The sequence below is a fragment of the Flavicella sp. IMCC45537 genome, from assembly GCF_057197705.1.
Map to the genome: position 1 here is coordinate 859,598 of NZ_CM170067.1, position 26,850 is coordinate 886,447.

A 26,850-nucleotide genomic window follows, 5' to 3' on the forward strand; every position below is an offset into this window, starting at 1 on the left:
TTAAAACAATCCATTCATTTACAGAATAATTTGTTCTTATTTTTTTTTATTTTTTCGAATGTAAAACTGATTTAAACTCTGAAAGACTTTTGTCTATTTCAACCAAAGGTAATTCATCCTTTTTAACAGGCTCTACATTTACAAAATTACATTTTTTGCAAAAATCTGGGGTTTCATTAGCATACCACATGGTTCTAAATTCCTGATAACTTTCAGAATTTAACATATCAATCACTTTATGACTAAAAACATTTCCAAAATTTAATTCCTTCGGAAAAGGTTTAGCACAGCAAGGTGGAATATAACCATCCCAACTAATATAGAAATGGCTCCAAGGTAGCGGACATTTTTGAAAACTATTTTCTGTTTTGAAATTTCTTTGCAACACCTCCACCGTTTTTACTTCATCAGCGATAAGATTCAATTCCTTAACTGATTTTAAAAATGTTTCACTTTTGTACAGCTCATAATACGATGTATCAATATCTGTTACTGATGCCAAATTAAATAAGGAAAAATCCATATATTTCACTCCTGAATTCTCGGCATATAAAACAAGTTCTCCCATTTGATGATGGTTCTCTTCAGTAACAACCATATTTAACATTAACTCAGTTTTGGTACCAGCACATAAATTAGACATTAACTTTATGTTTTCATCTAGCTCGTTAAAATCAGCATTGATCCTAATAGAATCATATACTTCATTTAGTCCATCTATAGAAATTTGAATCGTATCTATTTTCCCAATAACCTTTTTAACCAATTCAATAAAGTTAGGCAATACAGCATTTGTTGAGACTGAAATAATTATTCCTTTATTTTTCGCTTTGATATAATCAACAATCTCTTCTATCTCTTTATAGATAAAAGTCTCTCCCATTCCTGTCAAACCAACGGAGTCTAAATAAGGCCACATTTCATCAATAATTTCTTTTGCCCTAGCCATATCCATTCGACCTTTATCCATGTCTTTCCCATAATCGTACTCCCTTGGACATGTAGTACAAGCTAAGTTGCAATGATTATTTAACTCTAGCATTATAGTAGAGGGATATGCCACTTTCTTTGATTTAATCAATTTCAAATAGAAGTGCTGAATTTTGTTAATTAAATAATAAATCAAATATTTATTTCTTGGTAACAATGAGATTCTTCTCAATGCCATACCAACTCTCCTTCTGTTCATTGTAATTCAATATCTATTTTTGGTAAAATTATCATTTTTATATTTAAATCGCACTATAGAGCAACAACAAGTTAATAATTAAATAAATTCTAATAACACTATTTAAAAAAGCTATCGTAAAAGCATTATATTCGTTGCCTTTCTGATACACATCAAAAAAATTCATTATGTCAAAAAACACCCAACCTACTCCAGTAAAAGACAGAATTATATTTTTAGATATATTACGCGGATTTGCTCTATCAGGAATTCTTTTTGCGAATATTCTTAGTTGGAGCGGTTATAAATTTTTGCCGCAAGAGCTTATTGATCAACTCGGAAGTACTGAAACAGATTCTAACATTTATTATTTCCTTAAGTTTTTTATTGACACCAAGTTTTATACAATTTTCTCCATTTTATTTGGTATCGGATTTTACATGCAGGTAAGTAAAAACAGAGATAACCCGCTTTTTCCTCCGTTATATTTTAGAAGAATGTGTTTGTTATTAGTCATAGGCTTATTCCATGCAACATTTTGGTCAGGAGATATTCTAACGTTATATGCATTAACGGGAATGATTCTTTTGTCTATGAGAAATGTAAACCCTAAATTGCTACTACACTATTCAGCAATATTTTACTTTACTCCAGTATTATTAGACATTATTTACATGTATAGTTTTGCTAATGCATTACCTGACTTAAGCAAAAATGCTTTGAAACAATACCCAGATATGACACCATCGGAAGTTGTTACAACATTTCAAAGCCCGTATTTCTTAGACGCCATAAAAATAAATTTGCATAATTTAATGTGGCGCTGGTATGATTTTATTCCTTCAGGAAGGCCTTTTAAAATCCTTGGACTCTTTTTTCTCGGATCTCACCTATACAATACTAAGTTTTTTACAACAGGTGCCTTAAAATTTAAAAACACGCTTCTTTTTGGTGTTATAGGAATAACTCTCACTTATCTTTCAACGTATATAAAAGGAAATGCAGCAGAGTTTTCTAAAAATTGGTATCAGGTTGGAGCCAGGTTACTACATGAAACTGCACAGATAAACCTAAGCATGTTTTATATTTGTTTTCTCGCTATATTGGTTCACAAATGGCCTACATTTTTTGTGTTTAACGGACTTAAAAAATATGGTAGAATGTCATTAACCTCATACATTGGGCAAACCGTATTGGGAATATTAATTTTTTATCCTTTTGCTCACACCTTTCAACTCTTTGGATTATTATCTTTAGAATCTATTTATTATATTGGATGCGCAATGCTAATCTTTCAGTTAGCATTTAGTAACTTATGGTTTCGTTTTTTCAAGTTTGGCCCAGTTGAATGGTTATGGAGATGTGCTACCTTAAGAAAATGGTTACCAATAAAAATAAATGCTAAAATTTAGTCTGAACCTTACGCTATGAAATACCTATCAAAGTTTTCAACCCTATTTATTTTTCTTTTCGTCTGTTCCTCACAAACTACAATTGCACAAAATGGGAGCACATCCACTTCAAAGGATTCTACATCTGTTGTAAAACCTACATTTATTGAAACTATAAATATTGTAGATAAAATTGAAAGTGAAAAAGAATCCTTAAAAAACACTCAAAACGAACTCAAAAAAAATAAAGATTTAGCGTTGATAGACTCTTTATTACCGATCTATTCTAAATTTATAAAAGACCAAAGAAAAGACACAGAAGCTTTCATAAAAGCCAACCCTAATCGTTTAAAAATAAATATTTTAATAAAAAAATGGAATGGATATATAGACTATTTAAATATCTGGCAATCTGATGTAAATAAATTCGCTAAAAACAATAATAGAATTAAGGAAAAAGTTTCCTTTGATAAAGAAACTTGGAAACTAACTTATGACAATTCTAAAGAAAATAAAATTCCATATGAAGTTTTAAAAAATGTTAAAACTGTTTTAGATGACGTAAGTAAATTAGAAAAAAACATCATCAATGAAAACAATGACTTATTAAAACTTGAATCTAAAATAAGTAAACAAATAGCAAGTTCTAAAGATGTTATTGTTCAACTAAATGACCTTAAAAATTCAAATGTTTATAACCTTTTTTACTTACGACATGAACCTTTATGGAAAGTAAGTTTTAAATCTACTAAAAATCAAAAAATACGGAGAGAAAACTCAGAATCTATTACGAAAAACATAAAAGATTTCTTACAACTTCTTAAAAACAGCGAAGAACAACTGAATCTTTTCACTTTTTTAGTGATTTTTCTATCTCTATTAATTCTATACATTAAAAGAACCTTATCCAAAAGTAAAATTTATGAAACTGGCTTTGAAATCACCAGAGCTAGAGATAATCTTAAAGATTTTACATTATCAACCATCTTGTTTGCTGCTATTGTAACAGCAAAATACACCTTTATAAATACACCAAAACTATTTGATGATTGCTTATCCATTTCGGTATTAATAGTCATTATTCCTTTGGTTAAAGCAAACCTAAACCCACACTATTACAAGGCGCTTTATTTTATTGTTGTTATCTATATATTAGATCTTTTAAAGACCTATTTATGGCTCACTATCGGTCAGTATAAATTGTATTTGTTAGCAATGAGTTTGTTAGTAATAATTGCCACTTTCATCATCAGACCTGATAAAATTACTGCAAGGAAGATGAAGATTGGATATTTTAGTCGATATCTTCAAAAACTAACCCCTACACTATATGTTATTGCCACAATAGCAATCATCTCAAATGTGTTAGGATATACTAATTTAACAGAAACCACTTTAAAAATATGTATTAGCGGAGCAGTAATCACGATGCTTTTCTACTACATACTACTCATCATCAACAGTATCTCTGTTATTGTGATTCATAGACACTACAACAGACAAGCTGGATATGATGTAAAGCTCAAAAAGAAAAGTCAAAGAAAGGCCTCTAAAATTATTAGAATCATCATGACTATTTTAGGAAGTCTTATATTCTTAAAATTGATAGATGTCCTAACCTATGTAATAGATTTTTTTGATGATATTTTGTCTGATCCCTATAAAATTGGTGACCTAACTTTTACGCTCGGTGCAGTGGTTAGCTTTATTTTAATCCTTAGCGGTTCTTTTATCATAACAAGGCTTGTTTCTTTTACCTTTGGAGAATCAGACAGGTTATTTAATATCATAAAACTACCTAAAGGTGTGCCAGCTGCGATTTCACTAGTGGTAAGATACTTTATTATCGCTTTCGGTATTATGCTTGCATTGTCTTCCTTAGGAATCGACCTAAGCAAATTCAACTTGATGGCTGGAGCACTTGGACTGGGTATTGGTTTTGGTTTACAAACGGTGATTTCTAATTTTGTTTCAGGACTTATTCTTGTTTTCGAACGTCCTATTTTCCCTGGTGATACTGTGGAAGTAGATAATCTTTTAGGAACAGTAAACAGAATTGGTGTTAGATCTTCTAGTATCACCACTTTTGATGGTGCTGAGGTTGTGGTTCCAAATAATAACTTGATTTCAAATAACCTTATCAACTGGACCCTTTCAAACAAGGTAAAAAGATTAGAAATTGTTATTGGAACTACTTATGCTGCTGATCCTAATGAGGTAATAAAAATTTTAGCGGACGCTGCCTTAAGTAGTGATAAGGTATTAAGAACCCCTGCTCCTCTTCCTTTATTAAACGACTTTGGAACAAGCTCTTTAAATTTTAAACTTAGATTCTGGGTTCAGAATGAAAATGGATTGAGTGCACGAAGTGATGTTTCTATTGCCATTTATAATAAATTCAAGGAAAACGGTATCGAAATCCCATATCCTCATCAAGATGTTTACATCAAAGATTTACCAAACAACATATTTCCTAAAAAGCAAGAGGAGTAAAACATACATACAAAATGAAAATTGTAATAGCTTACAAAAATAAAATTCCTGTTTTTTTATACGGAGGAACCGAAAGAGTTATTTGGGCATTAGGTAAAGAACTCACCAAACAAGGTCATGAGGTAACGTTTTTAGTTGGAAAAGGTTCTACTTGCGACTTTGCTAAAGTAATTCACATCAATCAAGATATCTCTATACTAGAACAGGTACCGAAAGATACTGATGTCGTACATTTTAATTTTGAACCTGAAGGATTAAGAACATTTGACATTCCATATGTGATTACCATGCATGGGAATATCAACGTGCAACATGAATTTGACAAAAACACTATTTTCGTTTCAAAGAATCATGCTGAAAGATACAATTCACATTCCTTTGTCCATAACGGAATGGACTGGGATACTTATGCAAAACCCAATTTGCAGCAACGGAGAGAGTACTTTCATTTTTTAGGGAATGCAGCTTGGCGCATTAAAAATGTACAAGGGGCCATAGATATAATTAACGAAACAAAATCTGAAAAACTAAAAGTCCTAGGTGGAGTTCGTTTTAATTTTAATATGGGAATGCGTTTCACTTTTTCTCCAAAAATATCTTTTGCTGGTATGGTTGGCGGAACTAAGAAAACAGATTTACTCAACAAATCCAAAGGACTAATTTTCCCTATTAAATGGCATGAACCTTTCGGAATAGCTATTACAGAAAGTTTGTTTTATGGCTGCCCAATTTTTGCAACACCGTATGGATCTCTAACTGAAATCGTTACTGAAGAATTCGGTTTTCTATCTAATAGCAAAGAAGAACTAAAAAGAGCTATTACTCACGTTGATTCCTTCTCTAAACAAAAATGTTATGAATATGCACGTGATGAATTCAACAGCTTTAAAATGTCGCAGGAGTATCTAAACAAATACAATCAAGTAATAAATGGAGCAACACTTAATAAAAAAGCTCCAAATCTTATTGAAATACAGAAAAAAAAGTATTTAGACTGGAAATAGAAAAAATAAAAAAATTCGGTTGCTTTTAAGCAACCGAATTAAACAGTAATCCTACCCCTAAGATAACTAGTTTAAAAAACTCTTTCATAGCAATCTTTGTTAATTTCCTTAGCAATTTCACTCTAAATTAACAAATGTTATCCTTCTAAATACAATTATACACCAAGCGTATTGAATTAAAGCATAAACGCAACAATACAAAGAATAAGTGTAGTTTGTTAATTATTTTTTTTTTGCAAAAAAAGCTCGAATATAAAATTATATTCGAGCTATATATAATCCTACCCCTAAGATTACGTTAACTTTTTAAAGTTATACAAATATAACTCCTTTCCTCTCCTAGTAAATAGTTAAAGTCGCAAACGTAGATAAACAAGGAATAAACGTAGCCTTTTTAAAAGTAAACAAACTAACCAAAAACCATTAGCTATCTATAGTGATATTTTAAATTACCTATTTTTAGTTATTGCGCTTAACTTTTGTTTAGATTAAACTTGTATCACTATATTTGTGGAGGGAAAGACCCTCTATTTTAAAACCCTTAAAAATTAAATATGTCAAAGAAAATTGCCATTGCAGGTTTAGAGTTTGATCTAAATTTTACAAACAAAATCAACAAAAAACCCATTTCAATTAATGAAATCTCAAAACAGCCTTTAGCAAACATCTATAAAGCTGATAACTTTACCCCAGAAGTCCCTATTTACACTGTAAATATATTATCTTATATCCCTACCGACATAGAAGCCTTTGATTTGACTGATCAAAGTTCATTTTATGTGTCTAATAAAAAAATTGCTTTTAAATATAGCGGTGTTGCATTGGTAGAAACAGAGGTAACTACAGAAAATGCAAACCAAGTAACTTGTAGAAATTTTGAAGTAGTATACGATGGACCTGAAGGCCAAAAAGAATTTGACTTATACCAAATTCAATTCAATTATTCATTTACAAACCCTAATTTGCAAGCTGTTGAAGCTATTTTTGTACAAGACCAGAACTTAGACCCTACTACGGATAGAGGAACTGTAATCACTCCAAGAAGACCATAATATCATTTATTTTTTATACATAATATTTTCTGTTGTATTTTTTCAAACTCTTACACCAAAAGAAAATATAGTCAAACGAGCTCAAACTATTTGTAACACTACAAATAATGAGCTCTTTTGTGCTTCATACAACTTCTATATAGAAAAGCAATACGATTCTTGTTACATCTACGCGAGTAGGGCATTATATTACGCAAAAACACAGAATGAGAAGGATCTTTTAAATTATTTTCAAGCGGAAGTTTCCTTTAAAAAAAAACTCTTCAAAAAATCCATAGAAAATAGTTTAGCAATCTCTAACGATTCAATATACAAAAGTATAAAGAATTATAATCTTGGCTATGCATACCTAGATCTTGAAGATTATGAAAAATCAATATACTATTATACTGAATGGTTAAAAACATCTAAGGAGAACGACACATTAAAACCCGCTGTTTACCATAATCTTGGTTCAATGTATATATTTGAAAAAAATTATGAGAAATCTAAATACTATCTTAATAAAGAGCTTGAAGTCATAAAAAACAAAAAAGACACTGGAGTATACATTTCTTGTATTAATGATATGGCGAATTTATATTATGCACAATATATGGATTCCCTAGCCATTCCTTTATTCAAAGAAGCCTATGATTTATCTCTCAAATACTCAGACATTACCTACAAAGAAGCTGCTTCTATAAATATGGCTGTTGTTGAAAAAAACAGAAATAATTTTGAAACCAGCGTAAAATACTTTACCGAAAATATAAAATGGAAAAAAATCCTTTTTGACAGAGACAGAATTTGGGAACTCACTGAAAAAGAAAAGCAAATTGCTGTTGCTCAAAAGGAATTAGAAATTGTTGTAGAAAAAGAAAAAGTAAAACGCCAGAAAACCCAAAGAAACGCTTTGATCATTGGGATTTCATTTTTATTTATTTTCATACTAGTACTTTGGTTTATCTACAAACAAAGAACTGCCCAAAACAAATTGATCACCCAACAAAAAGAAGATTTGGCTACTGCCAACAAAACCAAAGATTATTTGTTTTCAGTAGTTTCACATGATTTAAGGAGTCCTATCAATACCCTTGGTAAATTGCACAAGCGTTTGGCAAGACAAATAAAAAAAGAAGATATAGAAGCCATCAACACCACCAATAACAAGGCGCTTATTTTAACTGAAAGTACCTATAAGCTTTTGAACAATGTACTTAGTTGGTCTTTAGAACAAAGCAAACAAATGGTATTTGTACCAACAAAATATCCGTTACACAATTTAATAGAACATGTGTTGTATGATTTCAAAAATATTGCACTAGCCAGAAACATAGAACTTGCCACCTCCCTTGAAGAAGTCAATATAGAAGTGGATATAGAGTCCCTGAAAATTGTAATTCGTAACCTTGTAGACAATGCCATAAAATACACTCCAGAAGGAGGTCGTATCAAAGTTACTTGTGGTACCAATAAAGACCATAAAAAATTTGTTCGTATCAAAGATAATGGAATAGGAATCCATCCTGAAAATCTTGAAAAAATCAGAAATTTAAAAGATTTATCAATTGATAAAATTGACCGTGCAGAAGGTGTTGGTCTAGGAATGATTTTATGTCAAACCCTCATCAAAAAGAACCAAGGAGAGATAAAAATAGAAAGCAGCCTTGAAAAAGGTTCAAAATTTACTATTTTGCTACCCTAATTATTGCAAAGAAAATGAAAACCCTTAATTTACTTCTACTAGAAGATGATAAAGAAGATGCTAATGATTTAGCGGATTTTTTAAATGAAAACAATTACGATGTAATGATCAGTCACAACATCAACCAAACAGAACGTTTATTAAAAAGACATTCTTTTGATTTGGTGGTGCTTGACATTATGATTGACGGAAAACCAGATGGTATTACCATGGCAGAAAAAATGAATGAATTGGGATTTGATATTCCATTTATTTTTCTCTCTAGTATGCAAACCAAAATTCTATATGAAAAAGCCAAACATACCAAACCTGTCACCTATCTTATCAAACCTTATAACGAATTAGAGTTATTATTTACTTTAGAACTGGCTATTGAAAAATATTTTGACCAAGCAAATTCAATAAGTTTTGATCCACAAAACGCTGTACTTAGTCCTTCTTATATTTTCATCAAAAAGAAGAAAAGCTTGATGAAAGTTGATGTTTCAAAAATTAATTATATCGAAGTTCAGGACAAATATTGTCAGTTTTCATTAATTGATGAAGAATTTTTAGTAAAACTTTCTTTGAAAAAAGTAAAAGAATTACTCTCTAATCCTGATTTTATTCAAGTCCACAGGAATTATTTGGTCAATGTAAATAAAATCAATGAAATCTATCTTGAGGACAACCTAATTGTTCTAGATTGCAAACAGAATATCCCATTTAGTGAAAGACATAAAGCCAATTTTGTAAAGAACAATCATCTTTTAAAATAAAGCTACATCAGTCTTTTTAATTAATAAAACACCTATGGATTATAAAGACCTTGAACAACATGCCAATACAGAAAGACGTAATCGTTTAAAATTCTTGTGCGACATTATTTTTGGTAGCGCTATGACGGTAATGATTTTTAATATTGAAATTCCAGATTTTGGACATATTACAGACCCCAAAGAACTCGGTGTTTTTTTGATCAAGCAACTGAGTAATATGTGGGTGTTTTTTGTTTGTTTCATTGTTATTGCTGTCTACTGGATGAAACACCTAGAACATTACAGCTCTATATTATTAGTGAATCAAACTTTTATTTGGTTGCAGCTTTTGTTTTTAGCAAGTGTCATGTTGATTCCTTTTTGGAACAGCTATATCGAAATTTTCCCTGAAAATATTGCCATTAGAGTTTTTTTGAGTGTTAATATGGTATTGGTTGGTGCTTTTTCCTATTTAAGTGTCAATTACGCTGCCAATCCGAAACATAGATTAATGCATCAAGATGTGGATATGGACATCATCAACACCGCAAAAAAACAAATTCTTACAGAACCATTGATAGCCATACTTGCGGCAGGCATGGCTTTTATAGACGTAATTTATTGGGACATTGCTTTTATACTCGTTCCAATGGTATTTATGCTCCGCACAAAACTCTTAAATATTCCTTATTTCAAAATACTAAAATCCAAACAAAATTAAAGGCTCCAATGTAGCACATCTTTCATAATAGACCACCTTGGTTCTTTTACATCAGCTCCCTTCCCTTCTATCCAATGTTGAAACAGGCGTGCTTTCGTTCCATCTTTTTCTTTTAACTCTATCCAAGTATTCACATACTGAATCCATCCTTCATCCTTAGGCATAGGATATGCACAAGGAATTTTAACAAGCGTATTATCTGGTATTGCTATACTAAAAGACGGAAAAATAATAGTCCATGCTGATCCCGCTTCTGCAGAGACCAAATATGCATCTAAACTAGGATCTTTTCCTTTTAAAAACGGTCTTGGTGAAGCAGAATTTACAACAGTTGCATTGGGCAAATAATTTTTAAACTTGTCAGCAAAATAAGGATTTCCACAGCCGATTTTTAAAGTATCTAAGGCCATCATTGATTCTTTTGACTGAAAATTAGTACGATTATAATCTTTTACTAAAAAGGCCATCGTTTGATCTATATAGGAATCACTAAAAGCATACTCACTCAATCTACTTGTAGTAATTGCCATTCCTGACATAACTATATCTAATTTCCCTATAGCCAATAACTCTTTCAGTTGTTTCTTTGTCACTTTATAAAACTCTGGCTTCACCTTCAATTCCTTCGCCAGCAAATACCCCATTTCAATATCGTAACCCAATGCTTGCCCTTCATCATTTTTAAAGGCAAACGGCAAACAATCAGCCAAAAACCCTATTCTCAAAGTTCCTCTTTTTTTGATGGCTCTTATTTGATTTGTCGGCCGTCCGGAGGAATCTGACGCATATAGTTTTTCAATATTTTTTGTAGGTAACATTTTTAACTCTTTACTAAACTCCATATGAACAAAATTATCATACTGATTACTCTCTCCTAAAGTAACAGAAAGATACAGACGTGTTGCAATCAATAAAGCTACTGTAAGCCCAACACCTAAGACAGTACCTCGCACTAACTTCCCCCATAAAACAGGAGCCTTTGAAACCGTAATTTGAATCGTGATTATGGTAATTGCAATCAAATGAATAGAACCTAAAACAACTCTAATACGATCTGTGTATACGCTAGAAATCACAAATAATTGGAACATTTCTTGAGGTAATTTTAACAGATCCAATAAAAATGGAATACCGGTTACTGGTGCCACAAAACTACTCAATAGCGTGGCTCCTAAAAATGTTAAATTTTCTGAAATACTAAATGAACTTCCCAAAAACCAAGCTACAAAAGGAACAAATACAAAAATCACAAAAGTCCCAAGGTTAGGAAAAGGATATGCCAATGGCATTAATATTTCGGATTGCGCTTTTCTTTCTTTTTGAACTTCCTCAGTATCATTTACTAAAGTTTGCTTCATTAAACGCTGAATATCCTCTATTAATTGGGGTAACACTACAATAATTTTACCGGTTGCAAAAATAGTCAACAAAGTACTCTTCGTTTCTTTAAACAAGGCTTTTGGCGGAATCCCTGTAAAACTAGAAATCAACAATGGAATCCAATAAAACCCTAACAACAGCACAGCAACACTGTAAATTATAATGTAGGCATGTAATCTCTGAATCTCTTCAAAAGACATTGTACCTGCATTATAAGCAGCTATAGCAAATACACCATATGGTGTTAATTTAACTACCATTTTATTGATATGATTCAACCCCTCTCCAATCACATCCAGTCCAGAAAGTACCCCTTCTTTTTGCTCTATTTTACTAATTCCGATCCCCAAGAAAATACTAAAGAGCACCACCGCTGGCACTACATTATTTGACATTGAAGCAAATGGATTGGAAGGAATATATAGACTTAATAGATCTAAGGGAGGAACCACTTCAATACTAGATGGCTTAAAATAAGATGCGGCAGACCAACTTGGCAATGCCAAAGGAAGTAAAACCAAAAACACCACTCCTGTTGCTAGCAAAAGGAATAATATCTTCAATCCGTTCATCACCATAGTTTTTCCATCTTCCATAGACATACGTCCTAAATTTGCAATAATGGAAACCATTATATATGGTAAAACAGTCATTTGTAAAAGACCTATGAATCCATCTCCTATATAGGAAAAGAAATTACAATATTCCCCAAAGAACAATCCGATAAAAACTCCTAACAATAATCCAATTACAATCTTTTTCGATAAGCTCATATTTCAAATTTTTCTATTTCTTAAGCGGTTCTCAAATGTAATTTAAAAAAAGAATGCATCCAATACTGCATTCAATTTTAATGTTTTTTTTAAAATCCACCATCTCATCTAATATTTTGGTTACTTCACTTTAATTTATATTACTAAAAACAAGTGTTTTATTATTTTTACTATTATGAATTTTAAAGGAGAACGGTATGAGAAAATCAAAATTTAATTGGGAAGCTTTCTCTTCAAAAAACCGAATGAAAATTATTGAAGAGATTAAAAACATAATCAACAAGTATGGTTATATAGTTCACTCTAATATGTTTTCTGATCTCTCTTTAAGTCTGAGTGCAGAGGTGGAAGAAAATCAAATCGAAAATCTTTATAAAGATTTAGAAAAACATACCACCATGTCTAAACTAGATCGACTAAAATTAAATTTAAAGTCTAAAAAAGAGGCAGTTGTTTTTCTAAACATATTATTTGCAAGAGGAACGGGTGATGTAAGCCATTTTAAACCAATGGTTGACGGGTAATAACTAAATTTATCCAATATTTATGTTAGGTTTTAATTCATAGGAAACTATGGTTAAAACCTAACTTTTTTTTAGAAAAATCCAAATCAAAAAAAATCATCATTTAATTTACTTTATGTATCTTTGACCAATCTTAGGAAACAATGCAGCAGAAGTATCTTAAATCACTACTTTTCTACAAGCTAAATTCATTAGCAAGTACATTGTTTTTTTTTAATTCTAAATATTACAATACCATTTTATTACAAAATTTTTCATACAAGCAAACTTGTGTGAAGGGAATCTGTGTAAAAAATTAAAATATAATTCTCAATGAATATTCTATTAAAATCTGCAACCATTTTTGATAAAAACAGTAAGTTTCACAAGCAAACAAAAGATGTTTTAATTCAGAATAACACGTTTACTCAAATTGCAGATTCTATAGAATGCCCTAAAAACTGTGAGCAAATAACTCTAGAAAACTTACAAATATCAAATGGTTGGTTTGACTCCTCTGTATCCTTTGGAGAACCAGGATATGAAGAACGTGAGAACTTATCAAACGGTTTAGACACTGCTGCCAAATCCGGTTTTACAGAAGTAGCGGTAAACTCAAATACCAATCCATATTTAGACACCAAAGCTTCGGTTGCGTACTTGAAAAGTCTAAGCGCAATAAAAACAACCAATTTATATCCTATTGCTAGTTTAACTAGAAACTCTAAAGGGATAGAAATGGCTGAATTATTTGATATGCAAACTGCAGGTGCTATTGCTTTTGGAGACTACAACAAGGCTATTGAAAACGACAATTTAATGAAAGTTGCACTACAATATGCGCAAAATTTTAATGGTTTAGTTCTTAGCTTTCCATTAAACAACGCTATTGGTGGTGAAGGAATTGCTCATGAAGGTTTAAACAGCACCTTACTGGGTTTAAAAGGAATCCCAGGATTAGCAGAAGAGATGCAAATCACAAGAGATCTTTCCTTACTTGAATATACCGGTGGTAAACTGCACATTCCAACTATAAGTTCTAAAAAATCTGTAGAATTAATTAAAGAAGCCAAAAAGAAAAACCTTAAAGTTACTTGTAGTGTTACCACACATCATTTGACATTGACAGATGCAGAACTAAAAGGATTTAATGGAAATACTAAAGTGATGCCTCCTTTAAGAGCGGAAGAAGACAGGTTAGCTTTAATTGAAGGAGTCAAAGATGGCACCATAGATTGTATTACATCAGACCACAACCCTATCGACATTGAAAATAAAAAGGTAGAGTTTAATAATGCTGAATACGGTACCATCGGTCTTGAAAATCTTTTTGGAAGTTTAAAAACAATATTAGATACTGAAACAATTATTGATGCACTTACAACAGGTCCTAAAGCTATTTTTGGAATAAACCAAGAGCCTATCGAAGAAGGTAAACCTGCTAGTATCTCTCTATTTACAAATAGCAATGAAACTACTTTTGAACTAAAAGATGTTCTTTCTACCTCAAAAAACTCAATTTTTTTAAACAAAAAGATAAAAGGAAAAGCCTATGGAATCTTTTCAAAAGGTCAATTAGTTTTAAATAAATAGTATCAAACAAAACCGAATACGTATGAAAACAAAATTACATTTTGTAGAAAGAGTTCCTATAACAAATTCTAACGAACCTGCTCCTCTATTGATATTAATCCATGGCTATGGTAGTAATGAAATGGATTTGTTTTCATTTGCTTCAGAACTACCAGAAAATTTACATGTTGTTAGTTTAAGAGCTCCATTAGAGTTAGGATATAACAGCTTTGCTTGGTATAGTATCAATTTTGATGCTGACCAAAATAAGTTTTCAGACTTGGATGAAGCTAGAGAATCTTTAGACCAAATTTCTGAATTTGTTGATGAATTTGTTGAAAACCATAATGTTGATGCGAATAAATTATTTGTCGTCGGTTTCAGTCAAGGTGCTATTTTAAGTTATGGTCTCTCATTAAACACAGATAAAATCCCTTATGTAGTAGCTTTAAGCGGGTACTTAAATGAAGAATTAATAGCTGATGAGAAAGCCACTACGAACACACAATTTTTCTGTTCTCATGGTAGTGTTGATCAAGTAATACCGGTTGAATGGGCTAGAAAAGCTCCTGTTTTTTTAAACAACAAAGGAGTCTCAAATATTTTTAAAGAATATCCTGTAGGTCACGGGGTTCATCCACAAAATTTTTATGATTTTAAAGCCTGGATCGAAGAAAGACTCTAATTATTCTTGTTCCACTACTAAACCATCATATGCTAAAAACACATTATCTGGCAAATATTTAGATACTTGTTCATGAAACCCTAGTCTATGACTGATATGTGTTAAATAGGCTTTTTTCGGATTCAGTTCTTTGATCATTTGCAACGCTTCCTCAAGATTTAAATGTGTTGGATGCGGCTCGATTCGTAAAGCACTTATCACCAATATCTCTAGATTGAGTAGCTTTTTCTTTTCTTCTTGAGAAATCGTTTTTACATCCGTTAAATAGCCTACATCCCCTACTCTATATCCAAATATCTCTAAACGACCATGCATTACATTGATAGGAATAATTGGTGTTTCCATAAGATTAAACACTTTATCATCAATTACATTCTCTATAATTTTCGCAGCACCAGGATACCTGTTTTCTTTGGCAAAAATATACTCATATCTTCTCTCTAAAGATTTCATCACTCTATCCTTAGCATAGATATTTACTGCTCCTTGCTTATAACAATAAGGCCTAATTTCATCTAAGCCTGCTATATGATCAGAATGTTCATGAGTAAACAATATTCCTTCAATAGATTTTACCTTGGCACGTAACATTTGGTACCTAAAATCAGGTCCACAATCAATTAATACATTTTTACCCTTCCAAGTTAATAACACTGAAGACCGTAAGCGTTTGTCTCTTTTGTCTTGAGATAAATTTACCTCTTCATCAGAAAGCAGCATAGGAACCCCTTGGGAAGTACCCGTTCCTAAAAACGTTATTTTAATTTTTTCTCTGGACATAACTTAAAAATAATTGTTCATCTAATGTAACAAAAACAAGCATTGAACTATCATTAATACTGCATAATTACTATATTTGTGTAACATAAACAAACCTATTTTTCTAGATGGCTGTAACACTCAAAGGAGACAAAGAAATGAGCAACACCCCTACTATCAAAGGGAAAGCTCTTAGAATCAATTTAAATCATAATATATACGGTACTTTTTCTGAAATTGGGGCTGGACAAGAAACGGTTCGAAATTTTTTTAGAGCAGGTGGTTCTTCTGGAACAATTGCGAAAGCAATGAGCGCTTACGATAAAGATTTTTCAGATGCCATTTATGGAATGGAAGATGACAAAAGATATGTCACTGAAGGTCGTTTGAAAAAAATGCTACATCATGAAATTCGATTGATTGAGGATAGGTTGAGCAGAGAAAAGCACCCAGATAAGTTTTTCTTTAGTTATGCGAACACGGTTACCACCATTGATTTCGCTAAAAAATTTAAAGGTCATGGTTGGGTTGGAATTAGATTTCAATTAGATCCTTTAGAAGATTATAACGAAATTGTTTTACATCTTAGGTTCAAAGAAACGGATACTACGCTGCAACAAGAAACGCTTGGAAAACTAGGGGTAAACTTAATTCATGGTGCCTTTTACATGAACGATAATCCTAAGGATTTATTGATTTCATTGTATGATAATCTGCATAAAGACCAACTGGAAATTGACATGATTAATTTTTCTGGCCCTAGGTTTATGTATGTAGACAACAGGCTGATGAGCTTACAATTGGTAAAAAATGACATGACGAACGCCGTAATGTTTGATTCAAGCGGAGTTAACTTACTTCCTGCAAGTGTTTTGTACAAAAAGAACATCCTTGCATTACGTGGTAGCTTTAGACCTGTTACCAAAGTAAACATGGATATTTATGAAAATGCTCGTGAATTATTTTTCAAAGAAAACAAGGTAGAAAAAGAAAACACACAGATTATATTTGAGATTACACTTGCCAACCTTAGATCTGAAGGAAAAATCAACGAACGAGACTTTTTAGACAGAGCTGAGTTATTATGTTCTTTAGGTCAAAACGTAATGATTTCCAACTTCCAAGAGTATTATAAATTGGTTGAATATTTTAGTGAATTTACCAAATCAAGAATGGGATTGGCTTTAGGACTTGAAAGTCTGATCAATATATTTGATGAAAAATATTACAGAACCCTTAGTGGAGGTATTTTAGAAGCTATTGGAAAAATGTATTTCAAAGATTTAAAAATCTATGCATATCCTTTGAAAGATAGAAATAGTGGAAAAATAATTACAAGTGAAAATTTAGTGGTTCACCCAAGGATGACAGAGCTTTATAAGTTTTTCAAAAACAACGGAAAACTTGTAGACATCAAAAATTATGATCCTAAAATACTTACGGTTTTCTCAAAAACTATCTTAGATATGATTGCAACTTCTAAAGCTGGTTGGGAAGAAATGTTGCCAGAAGGTATATCTGAACTGATAAAAAGAAATAGATTGTTTGGATATTCAAGATCCAGACAGCAGGTAAAAAAATAATTTCGTAAACTTACACTCCTGAAAGTTGAATTCATAAGTGGAAAACGAAAAAAATTTTATCAATAGGCTTATTGACCCTAAAACAAAAGACAAGGCTTTTAGAGAACTTGTACAGTTGTATCAGGAGCGTTTGTATTGGCATATTCGAAAAATTTTAATTTCTCATGAAGACACCAATGATGTACTTCAGAACACTTTTATAAAGGTGCACAGAAGTATTTCTAACTTTAAAGGAGATTCTAAGTTATTTTCTTGGATGTACCGAATTGCTACAAATGAATCTATTACGTTTATCAACAAACGAGCAAAGGAAAAAAATGTATCCATCGATGAATATCAAATAACGCATATCCATTCCCTACAGGATGATATATTATTTGATGGTACTGCGATTCAAGAAATTTTACAAAAAGCAATACAAACCTTACCTCAAAAACAACGGTTGGTTTTTAATATGAAATATTTTGACAACTTAAAATATGAAGAAATTTCTGAAATCCTAGATACTTCTATCGGGGCACTAAAGGCCTCCTATTTTCATGCGGTAAAAAAAATCAAACAACATATTGAAGAACATTAAACCTTTATCAAAGGAATTGGTCTAACAATTATGAAACAAGAGGGAAGAAAAAATATAGATACTTTGAAAAAACTAGGTTTGACAAAACCTGGATTCAAAACTCCTGAAAATTACTTTGAGGAATTTTCTGACAATCTTTTTGCTAAATTAAACGAAGAAACACTGCCTAAAGATAGTGGTTTTACCGTACCTACAGGATATTTTGAAAACCTTGACGACTCCATTCTTTCAAACATACCTAAAACAAAAGAAAAACCAAAAGGCAAATTACGTGTACTTTATAGCATTTCAACCATTGCCGCAGCTTTTATTTTATATCTTGGAATTATCAAATACCAAGCATCCAAAGTTATTACATTTGACACCTTAGAAGTTACAGATATCGAGGCCTATATCGCTGACGGAAATATGAGTATTGACGCCTACTCTATTGCCAATATTGATGTGGACTTAAACCTCAATGATCTTATTGAAGATAATATTTCAAACGATGAATTGAATAATTATTTAGACCAAGTCGATCCTGAATTTTTATTTTTAGAAAATTAAAACATTATGAAAAAACAATATTTAATTCTTTTTTTTCTCACATTAACGAATATTTCTGTTTCCTTTGGACAACACAAAGGAATGAGTTTTGAAAAAATTGCGACTCTAAAAGTTAATTACATTTCAACAGAATTAAATTTAACTCCAGAAGTTGCTGAGAAATTTTGGCCTATCTACAATGAATATGAAAAAGTAAACAGAAAACTTAGATCGGTAAAAATAAAAAACATCAAGAAAAAGATTGAAACTAAAGGTTCTATAGAAACTCTTACTGATGCCGAAGCAACAGCTTTGTCTAATGATTTTATCAAAATCACAGAGAGATATGTAAATAATAAAAAGGTCACTTTTGAAAAACTTGAATTGATATTAACTCCACAACAATTGCTCAAACTGCATTTTGCAGAAATGGAATTCAATCAAAAAGTGTTACGAAAATTACACCATGAAAAGCACAAAAATGGGGAAAATTAATTTTTTTACCACAGGGGGTACCATTGATAAAGTATACAATCCATTGACTGGTGAGCTCGGCTTTGAAGATAGCAATATTCAAAAAATCCTTTCTGCCGCTAACCTTTCAGAAAAAACAGAAGTTATAAGCTTGATGTCTGTAGACAGTCTAGAGATGACTGATAGCCAAAGAGAAGCAATAGTATCGGCTTGTAAAACTTGTCAAAATGAGAAAATAATTATTACTCATGGAACTGACACTATGGTCATTACGGCAACCGCAATCGCAAAACTAAAACTAAAAAAAACTATCATTATAACCGGGGCAATGGTTCCTTTTTCCATTGAAAACTCAGATGCCACTTTCAATGTAGCCAATGCGATCGCCTATGTAAAAACTACAGAACCTGGTGTATATATTGTTATGAATGGAGTATGTTTTCCATGGAACAAAGTTCGTAAGAATAAACAATTAGGAGTTTTTGAATCTCTATAAAACCTTGAATTTTACTATTTCATACTTTAGAGCAATTTTAACAATGAAACTGCGCTACATAGCTCTTTTTGTTTATTTTTGTTCAAAATATATTTTCATTTGAAACACTTCATTTTTTTTCTAATCCTACTAGTGAGTTTTCCTATTGTTTCTGCACAACAAAAGAAAATAAAGATTCTCAACTCTGAACAAACCTATAAGGACCAAAAAAAATATCCTGGAGCAATTATTCTAAACGGAAACGTAAAAGTAAGTCATGAAGGTGCTACTTTAGACTGTAATAAAGCATTATTTTATCAAGAAAAGAATGTACTACATGCTTATGGTGATGTATTTGTAAACCAAGGAGACACTATTACACAAAAAAGTAATTATGCTAATTATAATGGAAACACTCAAAAAGTAATTTCTTGGGGAGATGTAGTTTTAAAAGACCCAAGTATGCGTCTAGAGACAGATACCTTACATTTTGATAGAGTTACGCAAGAAATGACTTATGATTGTTTTGCAACCATCACAGATGACAATAATCAATTAGAAAGTAAAAACGGAGTTTATGCAACCGATTTAAAACGTTTTACGGCAACTACCAATGTTGTTGTTCATAATCCTGAGAATAAGTTAGAGTCTAATCATTTGGATTATTATACAGAAACAGGACAAACTTATTTCTATGGTCCTTCTACCATTACTACCAAAGAAAGTGTTGCAGTAGCCAAAAAAGGTTTTTATGATACAAAAATAGGAATCTCCAGACTTACAAAAGATGCAAAAATCTACTATAACAATCGAATTATAGAGGGAGATAGTATTTATAGCGACAAAGAAAAAGGCTTTGCGTCCAGTACAGGGAACATCGTTATGACGGATACTGTAAATCAAACCATCGTAAAAGGTGGATACGCTGAATTTTTTAAAGAAAAAGACTCTGTTTTTGTTGTTAAAAGAGCTATGGCTATTTCTATCGCTGAAGCTGATTCATTATTTATTCATGGTGATACATTATTGATTACTGGAAAACCGGACGAAAGAATTATTAGAGCATATCATAAAGTAAAGTTTTTTAAATCTGATTTAAGAGGTAAATGTGATTCATTACACACCAACCAAAAACTAGGAATTACAAAAATGTTCAAACATCCTGTAATTTGGTCGGGAGAAAACCAAATCACAGGAGATAGTATTCATCTAACTTCCAACCTAGAAACAAGTAAATTAGATTCTCTATTCATTAAAAGAAATGCATTTATCATACAAAAAGACTCTGCTGGTTTTAGCCAAATCAAAGGAAAAAACATGTATGGAAAATTTGTTGACAATCAACTTGAATCACTTCTTACTAAAGGAAATGGGGAAGTAATTAATTATGCTCGTGATGAAGAAAAGAAACTGATTGCAATTCTAAACATGATCTGTAGTAATATCCTTTTTAGTTTAGAAGACAATGGAATTCAGTCTATTAAGTTCTTAATGAAACCTGAAGGAAAAACATATCCGCCATCAAAATATCCGGCAGACAAAAGATTTCTCAAAGGGTTCATTTGGAGAGAAAGTGAAAAACCTTTAGAAAAGGAGGACATCTTTATCGATGAACCTGTAATTAAAACAAATTTGTTTTTATAACAAAACACAATCCTATGATTGATGATTTTTTAAAACACCAAGCTCAAACCTCTCCCCATCCGCTTGCAATTGAAATTGAAAGGGCAGATGGAAGTTATGTTTATGACACCTCCGGAAAAAAATATCTTGATTTTGTGGCAGGAGTTTCTGCAAATAGCTTAGGTCACAATCACCCAAAAGTTAGTAAAGCTATAAAGGATCAAGTAGATGCCTACACCCATGTTATGGTTTATGGTGAATTTATTCAAAAACCTGCTTTAGATTTATGTAAACTTCTGGTTCAGCACTTACCTCAATCACTTAACTCTGTATACCTTACCAACTCTGGAACTGAAGCTACTGAGGGAGCAATGAAACTTGCCAAAAAAGCTACAGGTAGAAGTGAGTTTATAGCTTGTAAAAACGCCTATCACGGGAATACACAAGGTGCAATGAGTTTATGTGGATCTGAAGAGCAAAACAGTGCATTTAGACCCTTACTCCCTGGAGTCAAGTTTATAGAATACAACCACTTCCCCGATATAAACAAAATAACAAAAAAGACTGCTGCCGTTGTAATGGAGACTATACAAGGAGGTGCAGGCTGCATAGTACCTCAAAATGACTATCTCCTTAAAATAAAAGAACAATGTGAAAAGGTAGGTGCCTTGTTAATTTTAGATGAAATCCAATCTGGAATTGGCCGTACTGGATTCTTATTTGGGTTTCAAAAATATAATGTGACACCTGATATTTTTATTACAGGGAAAGGTTTGGGTGGCGGAATGCCGATAGGTGCTTTTATCGCATCTAAAGAAAAAATGGACCTCTTACAACGAAATCCAAAACTTGGACACATAACCACATTTGGTGGGCATCCTGTTATTGCTGCAGCCGCTTTAGCTACCCTTAAAGAAGTAACAAGAAGCAACTTAATGAAAGAGGTTTCCAGAAAAGAAAATCTTATAAAATCAAAACTTCAACATTCTGAAATAAAAGAAGTTAGAGGTACTGGATTAATGCTTTCCTTGATACTAGAGAATCCGGAAAAAGCGACTCGTGTTATTCTAGATTGCTTAGATAAAGGACTCCTCTTATTTTGGCTTTTATACGAGGGTCGTGCTGTTCGTATAACACCACCTCTCACCATTTCAGATAACGAGATTATAGAAGGTTGTGACCTTCTAATAAATAGTCTTAACAAACTTTAATGATTTACAAAAAACTCAAATAAAATTTGCCAGCTCAATTATTAATCGTAATATTGCAATAAACAAATACAATTAAAATGGGATTGACCAAATCAGAGAAATTTACAGAGGAACAAAATCAGATAGCGGGATTAGCTAAAGTTTTAGGACATCCAGCAAGAATTGCCATTTTACAACATATAGTAAAGGTAAATAGCTGTATTTGCGGAGATTTAGTTCAAGAAATAGGTTTAGCACAACCAACTATTTCTCAACATCTGAAAGAATTAAAAAACTCTGGAATTATAAAAGGAAACATTGAAGGAACCAGTATTTGTTATTGTATCGATGAAAAAAAATGGGCTCATATTAGAGCTACATTTGCTTCCTTTTTCGAATTTTCGTCAAATCCTTCAAACTGTTGTTAAACAATATTAAATATTTAAAACATGAGATTATCAGAAATCAAATCACACTTAGGGAATCTTAAACAAATAGGGTTTCAATTACCGAATGGAGACTTAGTTCCAGAACATTTCCATGTTACAGAAGTTGGAAAAATTTCTAAACACTTTATTGATTGCGGAGGAACCGTTAGAAAAGAAGAAGTTGTTAATTTTCAGTTATGGGAGGCCGATGATTACAACCATAGATTACATCCAGAAAAGCTTGTATCTATTATAGAGCTATCAGAAAAACTTTTAGAAATTGGCGATTTAAATATTGAAGTTGAGTACCAAGGCAATACTATTGGAAAATATGGTCTTGATTTTGATGGAAAACATTTTCTTTTAACAAACACATTAACAGATTGCTTGGCGAAAGACAAATGCGATATTCCTGCAAAACCGAAGATTCAATTAACTGAACTTACACAAAACAACGCTAACAGTTGCGCACCAGGTTCTGGATGTTGCTAAACAAAAATAACATGACAAAGAACAATCAATTTACAAAAATCACAGAGGTTATTGAAGGATTGGATACTTCAATAATCTCCTCTGATAGGAAGGCAGTATTATTGCCACTAATTGAATACATTAAAGATAAAGCAGCTAAAAATGAAATCATCCGATTGAATTTTATTTGTACGCACAACTCAAGAAGAAGTCACCTTTCACAGGTTTGGGCACAGGCATTGTCTACTTATTACGGAATATCCAATGTTTATTCTTATTCAGGAGGAACAGAAGCGACAGCGCTCTATCCTGTTGCGGCGCAAACTTTGAAAAACCAAGGATTTGAAATTGCCAAATTATCACAGTCTGAAAACCCTGTTTATGCTATAAAACATGCAGAAAACGAGGCAGCTGTGATTGGCTTTTCTAAAACCTTTGATAATTCATTCAATCCTCAATCAGAATTCGCAGCAATTTTAACATGCTCAAGTGCAGATGCTGGTTGTCCATTTATTGCTGGTGCTGAAAAAAGAATTCCTATTACTTTTGAAGACCCAAAAGCTTTTGACAACACACCTCAACAAGCAGAAAAATACTTGGAGCGCAGTGTTCAAATAGCAACTGAATTATCGTATGTTTTTCAACAAGTAAAACTCTAAACTATGTCAGAGAATAAAAAACTTAGCTTTTTAGATAGTAATTTAACTCTATGGATTTTTCTTGCAATGATTTTAGGGGTTGGAATAGGTTATTTTATTCCTTCTTTTCCTGAAAAAATAAATGCAATGAGCAACGGCACAACCAATATCCCTATTGCTGTAGGTTTGATATTGATGATGTACCCTCCACTAGCAAAAGTAAATTATGCCTTGCTTCCAAAAGTTTTTAAAAATGTAAAAATTTTAGGTACCTCTATATTTTTGAATTGGGTATTGGGACCTATTTTGATGTTTATTTTAGCAATTGTCTTTTTACATGATTATCCTGAGTACATGGTAGGACTTATTTTAATTGGTCTTGCCAGATGTATCGCCATGGTTTTAGTATGGAATGATTTAGCTGATGGAAGCTCTGAATATGGAGCTGGTTTAGTTGCCATCAATAGTGTTTTCCAAGTTTTTGCTTATAGTTTTTATGCATGGTTATTTATAACAGTCCTTCCTCCCTACTTTGGATTTGAAGGAGCTATTGTTGACATCTCAATCCAAACCATTGCGGAAAGTGTGGCTATTTATTTAGGACTTCCTTTTTTACTTGGAATTGCCAGCAGAATCGTCCTAGTAAAAATCAAAGGTGAAGAATGGTACGCGAAGCAATTTATCCCAACAATATCACCACTAACGCTCATATCATTATTATTTACTATTGTTGTGATGTTTAGTTTAAAAGGAGAAATGATTGTAAAAATACCGATGGATGTACTTATAATTGCAGTTCCGCTATTAATCTACTTTGTTTCCATGTTTATCATAGGTTTTTTTGTTACCAAAGCCATCGGTGCTAATTACAGTGAAACGGCATCAGTTGCATTTACTGCTTCTGGAAACAACTTTGAACTTGCCATTGCGGTTGCAATTGCTGTCTTCGGATTAAATTCAGGACAAGCTTTTACAGGCGTCATCGGGCCGCTAGTAGAAGTTCCTGCCTTGATTCTTCTAGTACGTGTATCTTTTTGGTTTAGAAAAAGATATTTCAAATTGGCATAGTTTTCACGTAAAAAAAATAAAACAAAATAAAACACAAAAAACTAAGGTGTGTGTATAATAAACACTACATTTGCGTTTTAAAATATATTATAATGAAAAACGGTACAGTAAAGTTTTTTAATGAATCTAAAGGATTTGGATTTATTACAGACACAGATTCAAACGAAGAGTTCTTCGTACACATCTCAGGATTAGTTGATGAGATTAGAGAAGGAGACTCAGTAGAGTTTGACTTAAAAGAAGGAAGAAAAGGTATGAATGCAGTAGACGTTAAAGTAATTTAATTAGCTACTCAATATTTTTATTGATCTCAAAAAGCTTGTCATAAATGACAAGCTTTTTTTTTGCCTTTCACCGAAATGCTTCTTTCTTGCGCACCACATATTTAAATTAAATTTTAACTATATTCGTTAAAACCATAACCAACCTAAATTAATTATGAAAAAAAACATATGTTTTCTATTTCTTTTATGCTGCGTTTCATCACTTTCTTTTGCTCAAAATTGGAATCACGATATAGAAGCTAGCAAAAAGCAAGCACAGAAGGAAAATAAAAATATTCTACTCGTTTTTAAAGGATCTGACTGGTGTGCTCCATGTATGAAATTAGATCAAAAAATTTTTACTTCAGATTATTTTATTTCAAATTATGATAAAAGTTTTATTCTTTTAGAAGCAGATTTCCCAAGAAAGAAAAAGAACTCATTAAGTAAAGAACAACAAAAGGCAAATAATAAATTAGCAAGTACTTATAACCAAAATGGACATTTCCCGTTGGTAGTTGTTCTAGATGCAGAAGGAAATGTTTTAGGGAAAACAGGGTACAACAAATTAGATCCCAAAGCATATTTAAACAGCTTAATTTCTTTTACTCAATAGAATGAAAAAGCTCATCATACTTTTATTTCTAGCCGGATTTACAGCGAATGCTCAACAGAATTTTAAAAAATCCTTAATCCTTATGGGAAGTGGATTTGATATAACAGTTGTTGCTGCCGACAAAACTTTAGGAGATCAGTACATCCTTCTAGCTATCAACGAAATAAAAAGAATAGAATCCCTAATTTCATCATGGGACAAAAATTCTGAGACAAGTAAAATAAATCATTTTGCTGGCGAAAAAGCAGTTCAAGTATCTCAAGAATTATTCAGTTTAATTGAACGTTGTTTATCAATTTCAAAATTAACAGATGGGGCTTTTGATATAAGCTATGCTTCTATGGATAAAATATGGAAATTTGATGGTAGTATGACATCAAAACCATCTGAACAAGCCATAAAAAAATCTGTCGCCAAAGTAAACTACCAAAATATCATCTTAAACAAAGAAAATCATTCCGTTTATTTAAAAACCAAAGGGATGAAAATTGGTTTTGGTGCTGTTGGAAAAGGATATGCTGCTGATAAAGCCAAGACTCTTTTAAAAAATAAAGGAGTAAAAGGTGGCATCATTAACGCATCAGGAGATCTGAACACCTGGGGACAACAAGCCAATGGTAATGATTGGATGGTGGCTATTACAAACCCTCTCAACAAGAAAAAAGCTTTTTCATGGATGCCTGTTAGAAATTCTGCAGTTGTTACTTCTGGGAATTATGAAAAATTTGTGGAATTTGATGGTATCCAATACACCCATATTATTGACCCTAGAACTGGATATCCTAGCCATGGCATACAAAGTGTTACAGTCTTTACAAAAAGTGCTGAATTAGCCGATGCCATTTCAACTTCTCTTTTTGTTATGGGAATTGATGTGGGCATAAACTTTATTAATCAATTAAAAGGGGTTGAATGTGTTTTTATTGACTCAAACAATAGAATACACAACTCTAAAAACATCTCGTTTAACGATATTACTAAAAATTAA

The 26,850-nt window shown here is 31.9% G+C and carries 28 protein-coding genes; 24 read left to right on the forward strand and 4 right to left on the reverse strand.

Going from position 1 to position 26,850, the window contains the following annotated elements; translation table 11 throughout:
* Window positions 1-46 precede the first annotated feature (46 nt).
* On the reverse strand, window positions 47-1,189 hold the full coding sequence (locus AC2DGP_RS03975) for a radical SAM protein (RefSeq protein WP_484491730.1): 1,143 nt from the start codon (window positions 1,187-1,189) through the stop codon (window positions 47-49).
* 167 nt (window positions 1,190-1,356) lie between these two features.
* Between AC2DGP_RS03975 and AC2DGP_RS03980 the strand changes: the two genes are divergently transcribed.
* The 7 genes from AC2DGP_RS03980 to AC2DGP_RS04010 all read left to right on the forward strand — a co-directional run bounded on the left by AC2DGP_RS03980 (window position 1,357) and on the right by AC2DGP_RS04010 (window position 10,253).
* A complete protein-coding gene (locus tag AC2DGP_RS03980; RefSeq protein WP_484491731.1) occupies window positions 1,357-2,580 on the forward strand; it encodes a DUF418 domain-containing protein in 1,224 nt (407 codons plus the stop codon).
* Between the two features lie 15 nt (window positions 2,581-2,595).
* Window positions 2,596-5,052: a mechanosensitive ion channel family protein gene (locus tag AC2DGP_RS03985; RefSeq protein ID WP_484491732.1), complete on the forward strand. Its 2,457-nt coding sequence runs from the start codon at window positions 2,596-2,598 to the stop codon at window positions 5,050-5,052.
* A gap of 14 nt (window positions 5,053-5,066) precedes the next feature.
* On the forward strand, window positions 5,067-6,056 hold the full coding sequence (locus tag AC2DGP_RS03990) for a glycosyltransferase (RefSeq protein WP_484491733.1): 990 nt from the start codon (window positions 5,067-5,069) through the stop codon (window positions 6,054-6,056).
* A gap of 554 nt (window positions 6,057-6,610) precedes the next feature.
* Window positions 6,611-7,108 (forward strand): hypothetical protein, encoded by a 498-nt coding sequence (locus tag AC2DGP_RS03995; RefSeq protein WP_484491734.1) that lies wholly within the window; start codon window positions 6,611-6,613, stop codon window positions 7,106-7,108.
* A gap of 457 nt (window positions 7,109-7,565) precedes the next feature.
* Window positions 7,566-8,795: a sensor histidine kinase gene (locus tag AC2DGP_RS04000; protein WP_484491735.1), complete on the forward strand. Its 1,230-nt coding sequence runs from the start codon at window positions 7,566-7,568 to the stop codon at window positions 8,793-8,795.
* Window positions 8,796-8,809: 14 nt separating this feature from the next.
* On the forward strand, window positions 8,810-9,553 hold the full coding sequence (locus tag AC2DGP_RS04005; RefSeq protein WP_484491736.1) for a LytR/AlgR family response regulator transcription factor: 744 nt from the start codon (window positions 8,810-8,812) through the stop codon (window positions 9,551-9,553).
* Between the two features lie 34 nt (window positions 9,554-9,587).
* A complete protein-coding gene (locus AC2DGP_RS04010) occupies window positions 9,588-10,253 on the forward strand; it encodes a TMEM175 family protein (RefSeq protein ID WP_484491737.1) in 666 nt (221 codons plus the stop codon).
* On the opposite strand, the gene AC2DGP_RS04015 is transcribed toward AC2DGP_RS04010, so the two are convergent.
* Together AC2DGP_RS04015 and AC2DGP_RS04020 are read right to left on the reverse strand one after the other, a co-directional pair.
* Window positions 10,250-12,406: a cation:dicarboxylate symporter family transporter gene (locus AC2DGP_RS04015; RefSeq protein ID WP_484491738.1), complete on the reverse strand. Its 2,157-nt coding sequence runs from the start codon at window positions 12,404-12,406 to the stop codon at window positions 10,250-10,252. The genes AC2DGP_RS04010 and AC2DGP_RS04015 overlap by 4 nt on opposite strands.
* 130 nt (window positions 12,407-12,536) lie before the next feature.
* Entirely contained in the window at window positions 12,537-12,662 is a 126-nt protein-coding gene (locus AC2DGP_RS04020) for an HNH endonuclease domain-containing protein (RefSeq protein ID WP_484492480.1), read from the reverse strand.
* On the opposite strand from AC2DGP_RS04020, the gene AC2DGP_RS04025 reads away from it, so the two are divergent.
* The 3 genes from AC2DGP_RS04025 to AC2DGP_RS04035 all read left to right on the forward strand — a co-directional run bounded on the left by AC2DGP_RS04025 (window position 12,604) and on the right by AC2DGP_RS04035 (window position 15,166).
* On the forward strand, window positions 12,604-12,930 hold the full coding sequence (locus AC2DGP_RS04025) for a hypothetical protein (RefSeq protein ID WP_484492507.1): 327 nt from the start codon (window positions 12,604-12,606) through the stop codon (window positions 12,928-12,930). The genes AC2DGP_RS04020 and AC2DGP_RS04025 overlap by 59 nt on opposite strands.
* Window positions 12,931-13,242: 312 nt before the next feature.
* On the forward strand, window positions 13,243-14,502 hold the full coding sequence (locus AC2DGP_RS04030; RefSeq protein WP_484491739.1) for a dihydroorotase: 1,260 nt from the start codon (window positions 13,243-13,245) through the stop codon (window positions 14,500-14,502).
* 22 nt (window positions 14,503-14,524) lie between these two features.
* Window positions 14,525-15,166, forward strand: a complete 642-nt coding sequence (locus tag AC2DGP_RS04035; RefSeq protein WP_484491740.1) for an alpha/beta hydrolase — start codon at window positions 14,525-14,527, stop codon at window positions 15,164-15,166.
* Here AC2DGP_RS04035 and AC2DGP_RS04040 read toward each other — a convergent pair whose 3' ends face one another.
* Window positions 15,167-15,946 carry an MBL fold metallo-hydrolase gene (locus AC2DGP_RS04040; protein ID WP_484491741.1) on the reverse strand — a complete coding sequence of 260 codons (780 nt, stop codon included), beginning with the start codon at window positions 15,944-15,946 and terminating at the stop codon, window positions 15,167-15,169.
* Between the two features lie 107 nt (window positions 15,947-16,053).
* Here AC2DGP_RS04040 and AC2DGP_RS04045 point away from each other — a divergent pair, with 107 nt between their 5' ends.
* From AC2DGP_RS04045 to AC2DGP_RS04110, 14 genes are all read left to right on the forward strand, one after another.
* On the forward strand, window positions 16,054-17,508 hold the full coding sequence (locus AC2DGP_RS04045; RefSeq protein WP_484491742.1) for a TonB-dependent receptor: 1,455 nt from the start codon (window positions 16,054-16,056) through the stop codon (window positions 17,506-17,508).
* Window positions 17,509-17,545: 37 nt separating this feature from the next.
* Window positions 17,546-18,088: an RNA polymerase sigma factor gene (locus tag AC2DGP_RS04050; RefSeq protein WP_484491743.1), complete on the forward strand. Its 543-nt coding sequence runs from the start codon at window positions 17,546-17,548 to the stop codon at window positions 18,086-18,088.
* A 30-nt stretch (window positions 18,089-18,118) separates the two neighbouring features.
* On the forward strand, window positions 18,119-18,637 hold the full coding sequence (locus tag AC2DGP_RS04055; protein ID WP_484491744.1) for a hypothetical protein: 519 nt from the start codon (window positions 18,119-18,121) through the stop codon (window positions 18,635-18,637).
* A 6-nt stretch (window positions 18,638-18,643) separates the two neighbouring features.
* Window positions 18,644-19,111, forward strand: coding sequence for a hypothetical protein (locus AC2DGP_RS04060; protein ID WP_484491745.1), 468 nt, complete (start codon window positions 18,644-18,646; stop codon window positions 19,109-19,111).
* Window positions 19,083-19,586: an asparaginase domain-containing protein gene (locus tag AC2DGP_RS04065; RefSeq protein WP_484491746.1), complete on the forward strand. Its 504-nt coding sequence runs from the start codon at window positions 19,083-19,085 to the stop codon at window positions 19,584-19,586. The genes AC2DGP_RS04060 and AC2DGP_RS04065 overlap by 29 nt, the downstream gene beginning before the upstream one ends.
* A gap of 132 nt (window positions 19,587-19,718) precedes the next feature.
* Window positions 19,719-21,209 (forward strand): OstA-like protein, encoded by a 1,491-nt coding sequence (locus AC2DGP_RS04070; protein WP_484491747.1) that lies wholly within the window; start codon window positions 19,719-19,721, stop codon window positions 21,207-21,209.
* Between the two features lie 14 nt (window positions 21,210-21,223).
* The gene (locus tag AC2DGP_RS04075) at window positions 21,224-22,399 is read left to right on the forward strand and encodes an aspartate aminotransferase family protein (protein WP_484491748.1); all 1,176 of its coding nucleotides are present in this window, start codon (window positions 21,224-21,226) and stop codon (window positions 22,397-22,399) included.
* A gap of 77 nt (window positions 22,400-22,476) precedes the next feature.
* Window positions 22,477-22,806: an ArsR/SmtB family transcription factor gene (locus AC2DGP_RS04080; protein ID WP_484491749.1), complete on the forward strand. Its 330-nt coding sequence runs from the start codon at window positions 22,477-22,479 to the stop codon at window positions 22,804-22,806.
* A gap of 21 nt (window positions 22,807-22,827) precedes the next feature.
* Window positions 22,828-23,298, forward strand: coding sequence for a DUF6428 family protein (locus AC2DGP_RS04085; protein ID WP_484491750.1), 471 nt, complete (start codon window positions 22,828-22,830; stop codon window positions 23,296-23,298).
* Window positions 23,299-23,309: 11 nt separating this feature from the next.
* Complete coding sequence (locus AC2DGP_RS04090) at window positions 23,310-23,936, forward strand: low molecular weight phosphatase family protein (protein ID WP_484491751.1); 627 nt, start codon at window positions 23,310-23,312, stop codon at window positions 23,934-23,936.
* A gap of 3 nt (window positions 23,937-23,939) precedes the next feature.
* Entirely contained in the window at window positions 23,940-24,983 is a 1,044-nt protein-coding gene (gene arsB, locus AC2DGP_RS04095) for an ACR3 family arsenite efflux transporter (RefSeq protein WP_484491752.1), read from the forward strand.
* Between the two features lie 92 nt (window positions 24,984-25,075).
* Window positions 25,076-25,267 carry a cold-shock protein gene (locus tag AC2DGP_RS04100; RefSeq protein WP_152286575.1) on the forward strand — a complete coding sequence of 64 codons (192 nt, stop codon included), beginning with the start codon at window positions 25,076-25,078 and terminating at the stop codon, window positions 25,265-25,267.
* A 154-nt stretch (window positions 25,268-25,421) separates the two neighbouring features.
* Window positions 25,422-25,862: a thioredoxin family protein gene (locus tag AC2DGP_RS04105; RefSeq protein WP_484491753.1), complete on the forward strand. Its 441-nt coding sequence runs from the start codon at window positions 25,422-25,424 to the stop codon at window positions 25,860-25,862.
* A 1-nt stretch (window position 25,863) separates the two neighbouring features.
* Complete coding sequence (locus AC2DGP_RS04110; RefSeq protein WP_484491754.1) at window positions 25,864-26,850, forward strand: FAD:protein FMN transferase; 987 nt, start codon at window positions 25,864-25,866, stop codon at window positions 26,848-26,850.

Coding starts and splice junctions, on each gene's coding strand:
- AC2DGP_RS04085 (WP_484491750.1), top strand. CDS start 22,828: ATGAGATTATCAGAAATCAAATCACACTTAGGGAATCTTAAACAAATA.
- AC2DGP_RS03980 (WP_484491731.1), top strand. CDS start 1,357: ATGTCAAAAAACACCCAACCTACTCCAGTAAAAGACAGAATTATATTT.
- AC2DGP_RS04040 (WP_484491741.1), bottom strand. CDS start 15,946: ATGTCCAGAGAAAAAATTAAAATAACGTTTTTAGGAACGGGTACTTCC.
- AC2DGP_RS04010 (WP_484491737.1), top strand. CDS start 9,588: ATGGATTATAAAGACCTTGAACAACATGCCAATACAGAAAGACGTAAT.
- AC2DGP_RS04045 (WP_484491742.1), top strand. CDS start 16,054: ATGGCTGTAACACTCAAAGGAGACAAAGAAATGAGCAACACCCCTACT.
- AC2DGP_RS04000 (WP_484491735.1), top strand. CDS start 7,566: ATGTATATATTTGAAAAAAATTATGAGAAATCTAAATACTATCTTAAT.
- AC2DGP_RS04060 (WP_484491745.1), top strand. CDS start 18,644: ATGAAAAAACAATATTTAATTCTTTTTTTTCTCACATTAACGAATATT.
- AC2DGP_RS04090 (WP_484491751.1), top strand. CDS start 23,310: ATGACAAAGAACAATCAATTTACAAAAATCACAGAGGTTATTGAAGGA.
- AC2DGP_RS03995 (WP_484491734.1), top strand. CDS start 6,611: ATGTCAAAGAAAATTGCCATTGCAGGTTTAGAGTTTGATCTAAATTTT.
- AC2DGP_RS03985 (WP_484491732.1), top strand. CDS start 2,596: ATGAAATACCTATCAAAGTTTTCAACCCTATTTATTTTTCTTTTCGTC.
- AC2DGP_RS04030 (WP_484491739.1), top strand. CDS start 13,243: ATGAATATTCTATTAAAATCTGCAACCATTTTTGATAAAAACAGTAAG.
- AC2DGP_RS03975 (WP_484491730.1), bottom strand. CDS start 1,189: ATGAACAGAAGGAGAGTTGGTATGGCATTGAGAAGAATCTCATTGTTA.
- AC2DGP_RS04035 (WP_484491740.1), top strand. CDS start 14,525: ATGAAAACAAAATTACATTTTGTAGAAAGAGTTCCTATAACAAATTCT.
- arsB (WP_484491752.1), top strand. CDS start 23,940: ATGTCAGAGAATAAAAAACTTAGCTTTTTAGATAGTAATTTAACTCTA.
- AC2DGP_RS04065 (WP_484491746.1), top strand. CDS start 19,083: ATGAAAAGCACAAAAATGGGGAAAATTAATTTTTTTACCACAGGGGGT.
- AC2DGP_RS04110 (WP_484491754.1), top strand. CDS start 25,864: ATGAAAAAGCTCATCATACTTTTATTTCTAGCCGGATTTACAGCGAAT.
- AC2DGP_RS04100 (WP_152286575.1), top strand. CDS start 25,076: ATGAAAAACGGTACAGTAAAGTTTTTTAATGAATCTAAAGGATTTGGA.
- AC2DGP_RS04075 (WP_484491748.1), top strand. CDS start 21,224: ATGATTGATGATTTTTTAAAACACCAAGCTCAAACCTCTCCCCATCCG.
- AC2DGP_RS04055 (WP_484491744.1), top strand. CDS start 18,119: ATGAAACAAGAGGGAAGAAAAAATATAGATACTTTGAAAAAACTAGGT.
- AC2DGP_RS03990 (WP_484491733.1), top strand. CDS start 5,067: ATGAAAATTGTAATAGCTTACAAAAATAAAATTCCTGTTTTTTTATAC.
- AC2DGP_RS04025 (WP_484492507.1), top strand. CDS start 12,604: ATGAGAAAATCAAAATTTAATTGGGAAGCTTTCTCTTCAAAAAACCGA.
- AC2DGP_RS04005 (WP_484491736.1), top strand. CDS start 8,810: ATGAAAACCCTTAATTTACTTCTACTAGAAGATGATAAAGAAGATGCT.
- AC2DGP_RS04080 (WP_484491749.1), top strand. CDS start 22,477: ATGGGATTGACCAAATCAGAGAAATTTACAGAGGAACAAAATCAGATA.
- AC2DGP_RS04105 (WP_484491753.1), top strand. CDS start 25,422: ATGAAAAAAAACATATGTTTTCTATTTCTTTTATGCTGCGTTTCATCA.
- AC2DGP_RS04015 (WP_484491738.1), bottom strand. CDS start 12,406: ATGAGCTTATCGAAAAAGATTGTAATTGGATTATTGTTAGGAGTTTTT.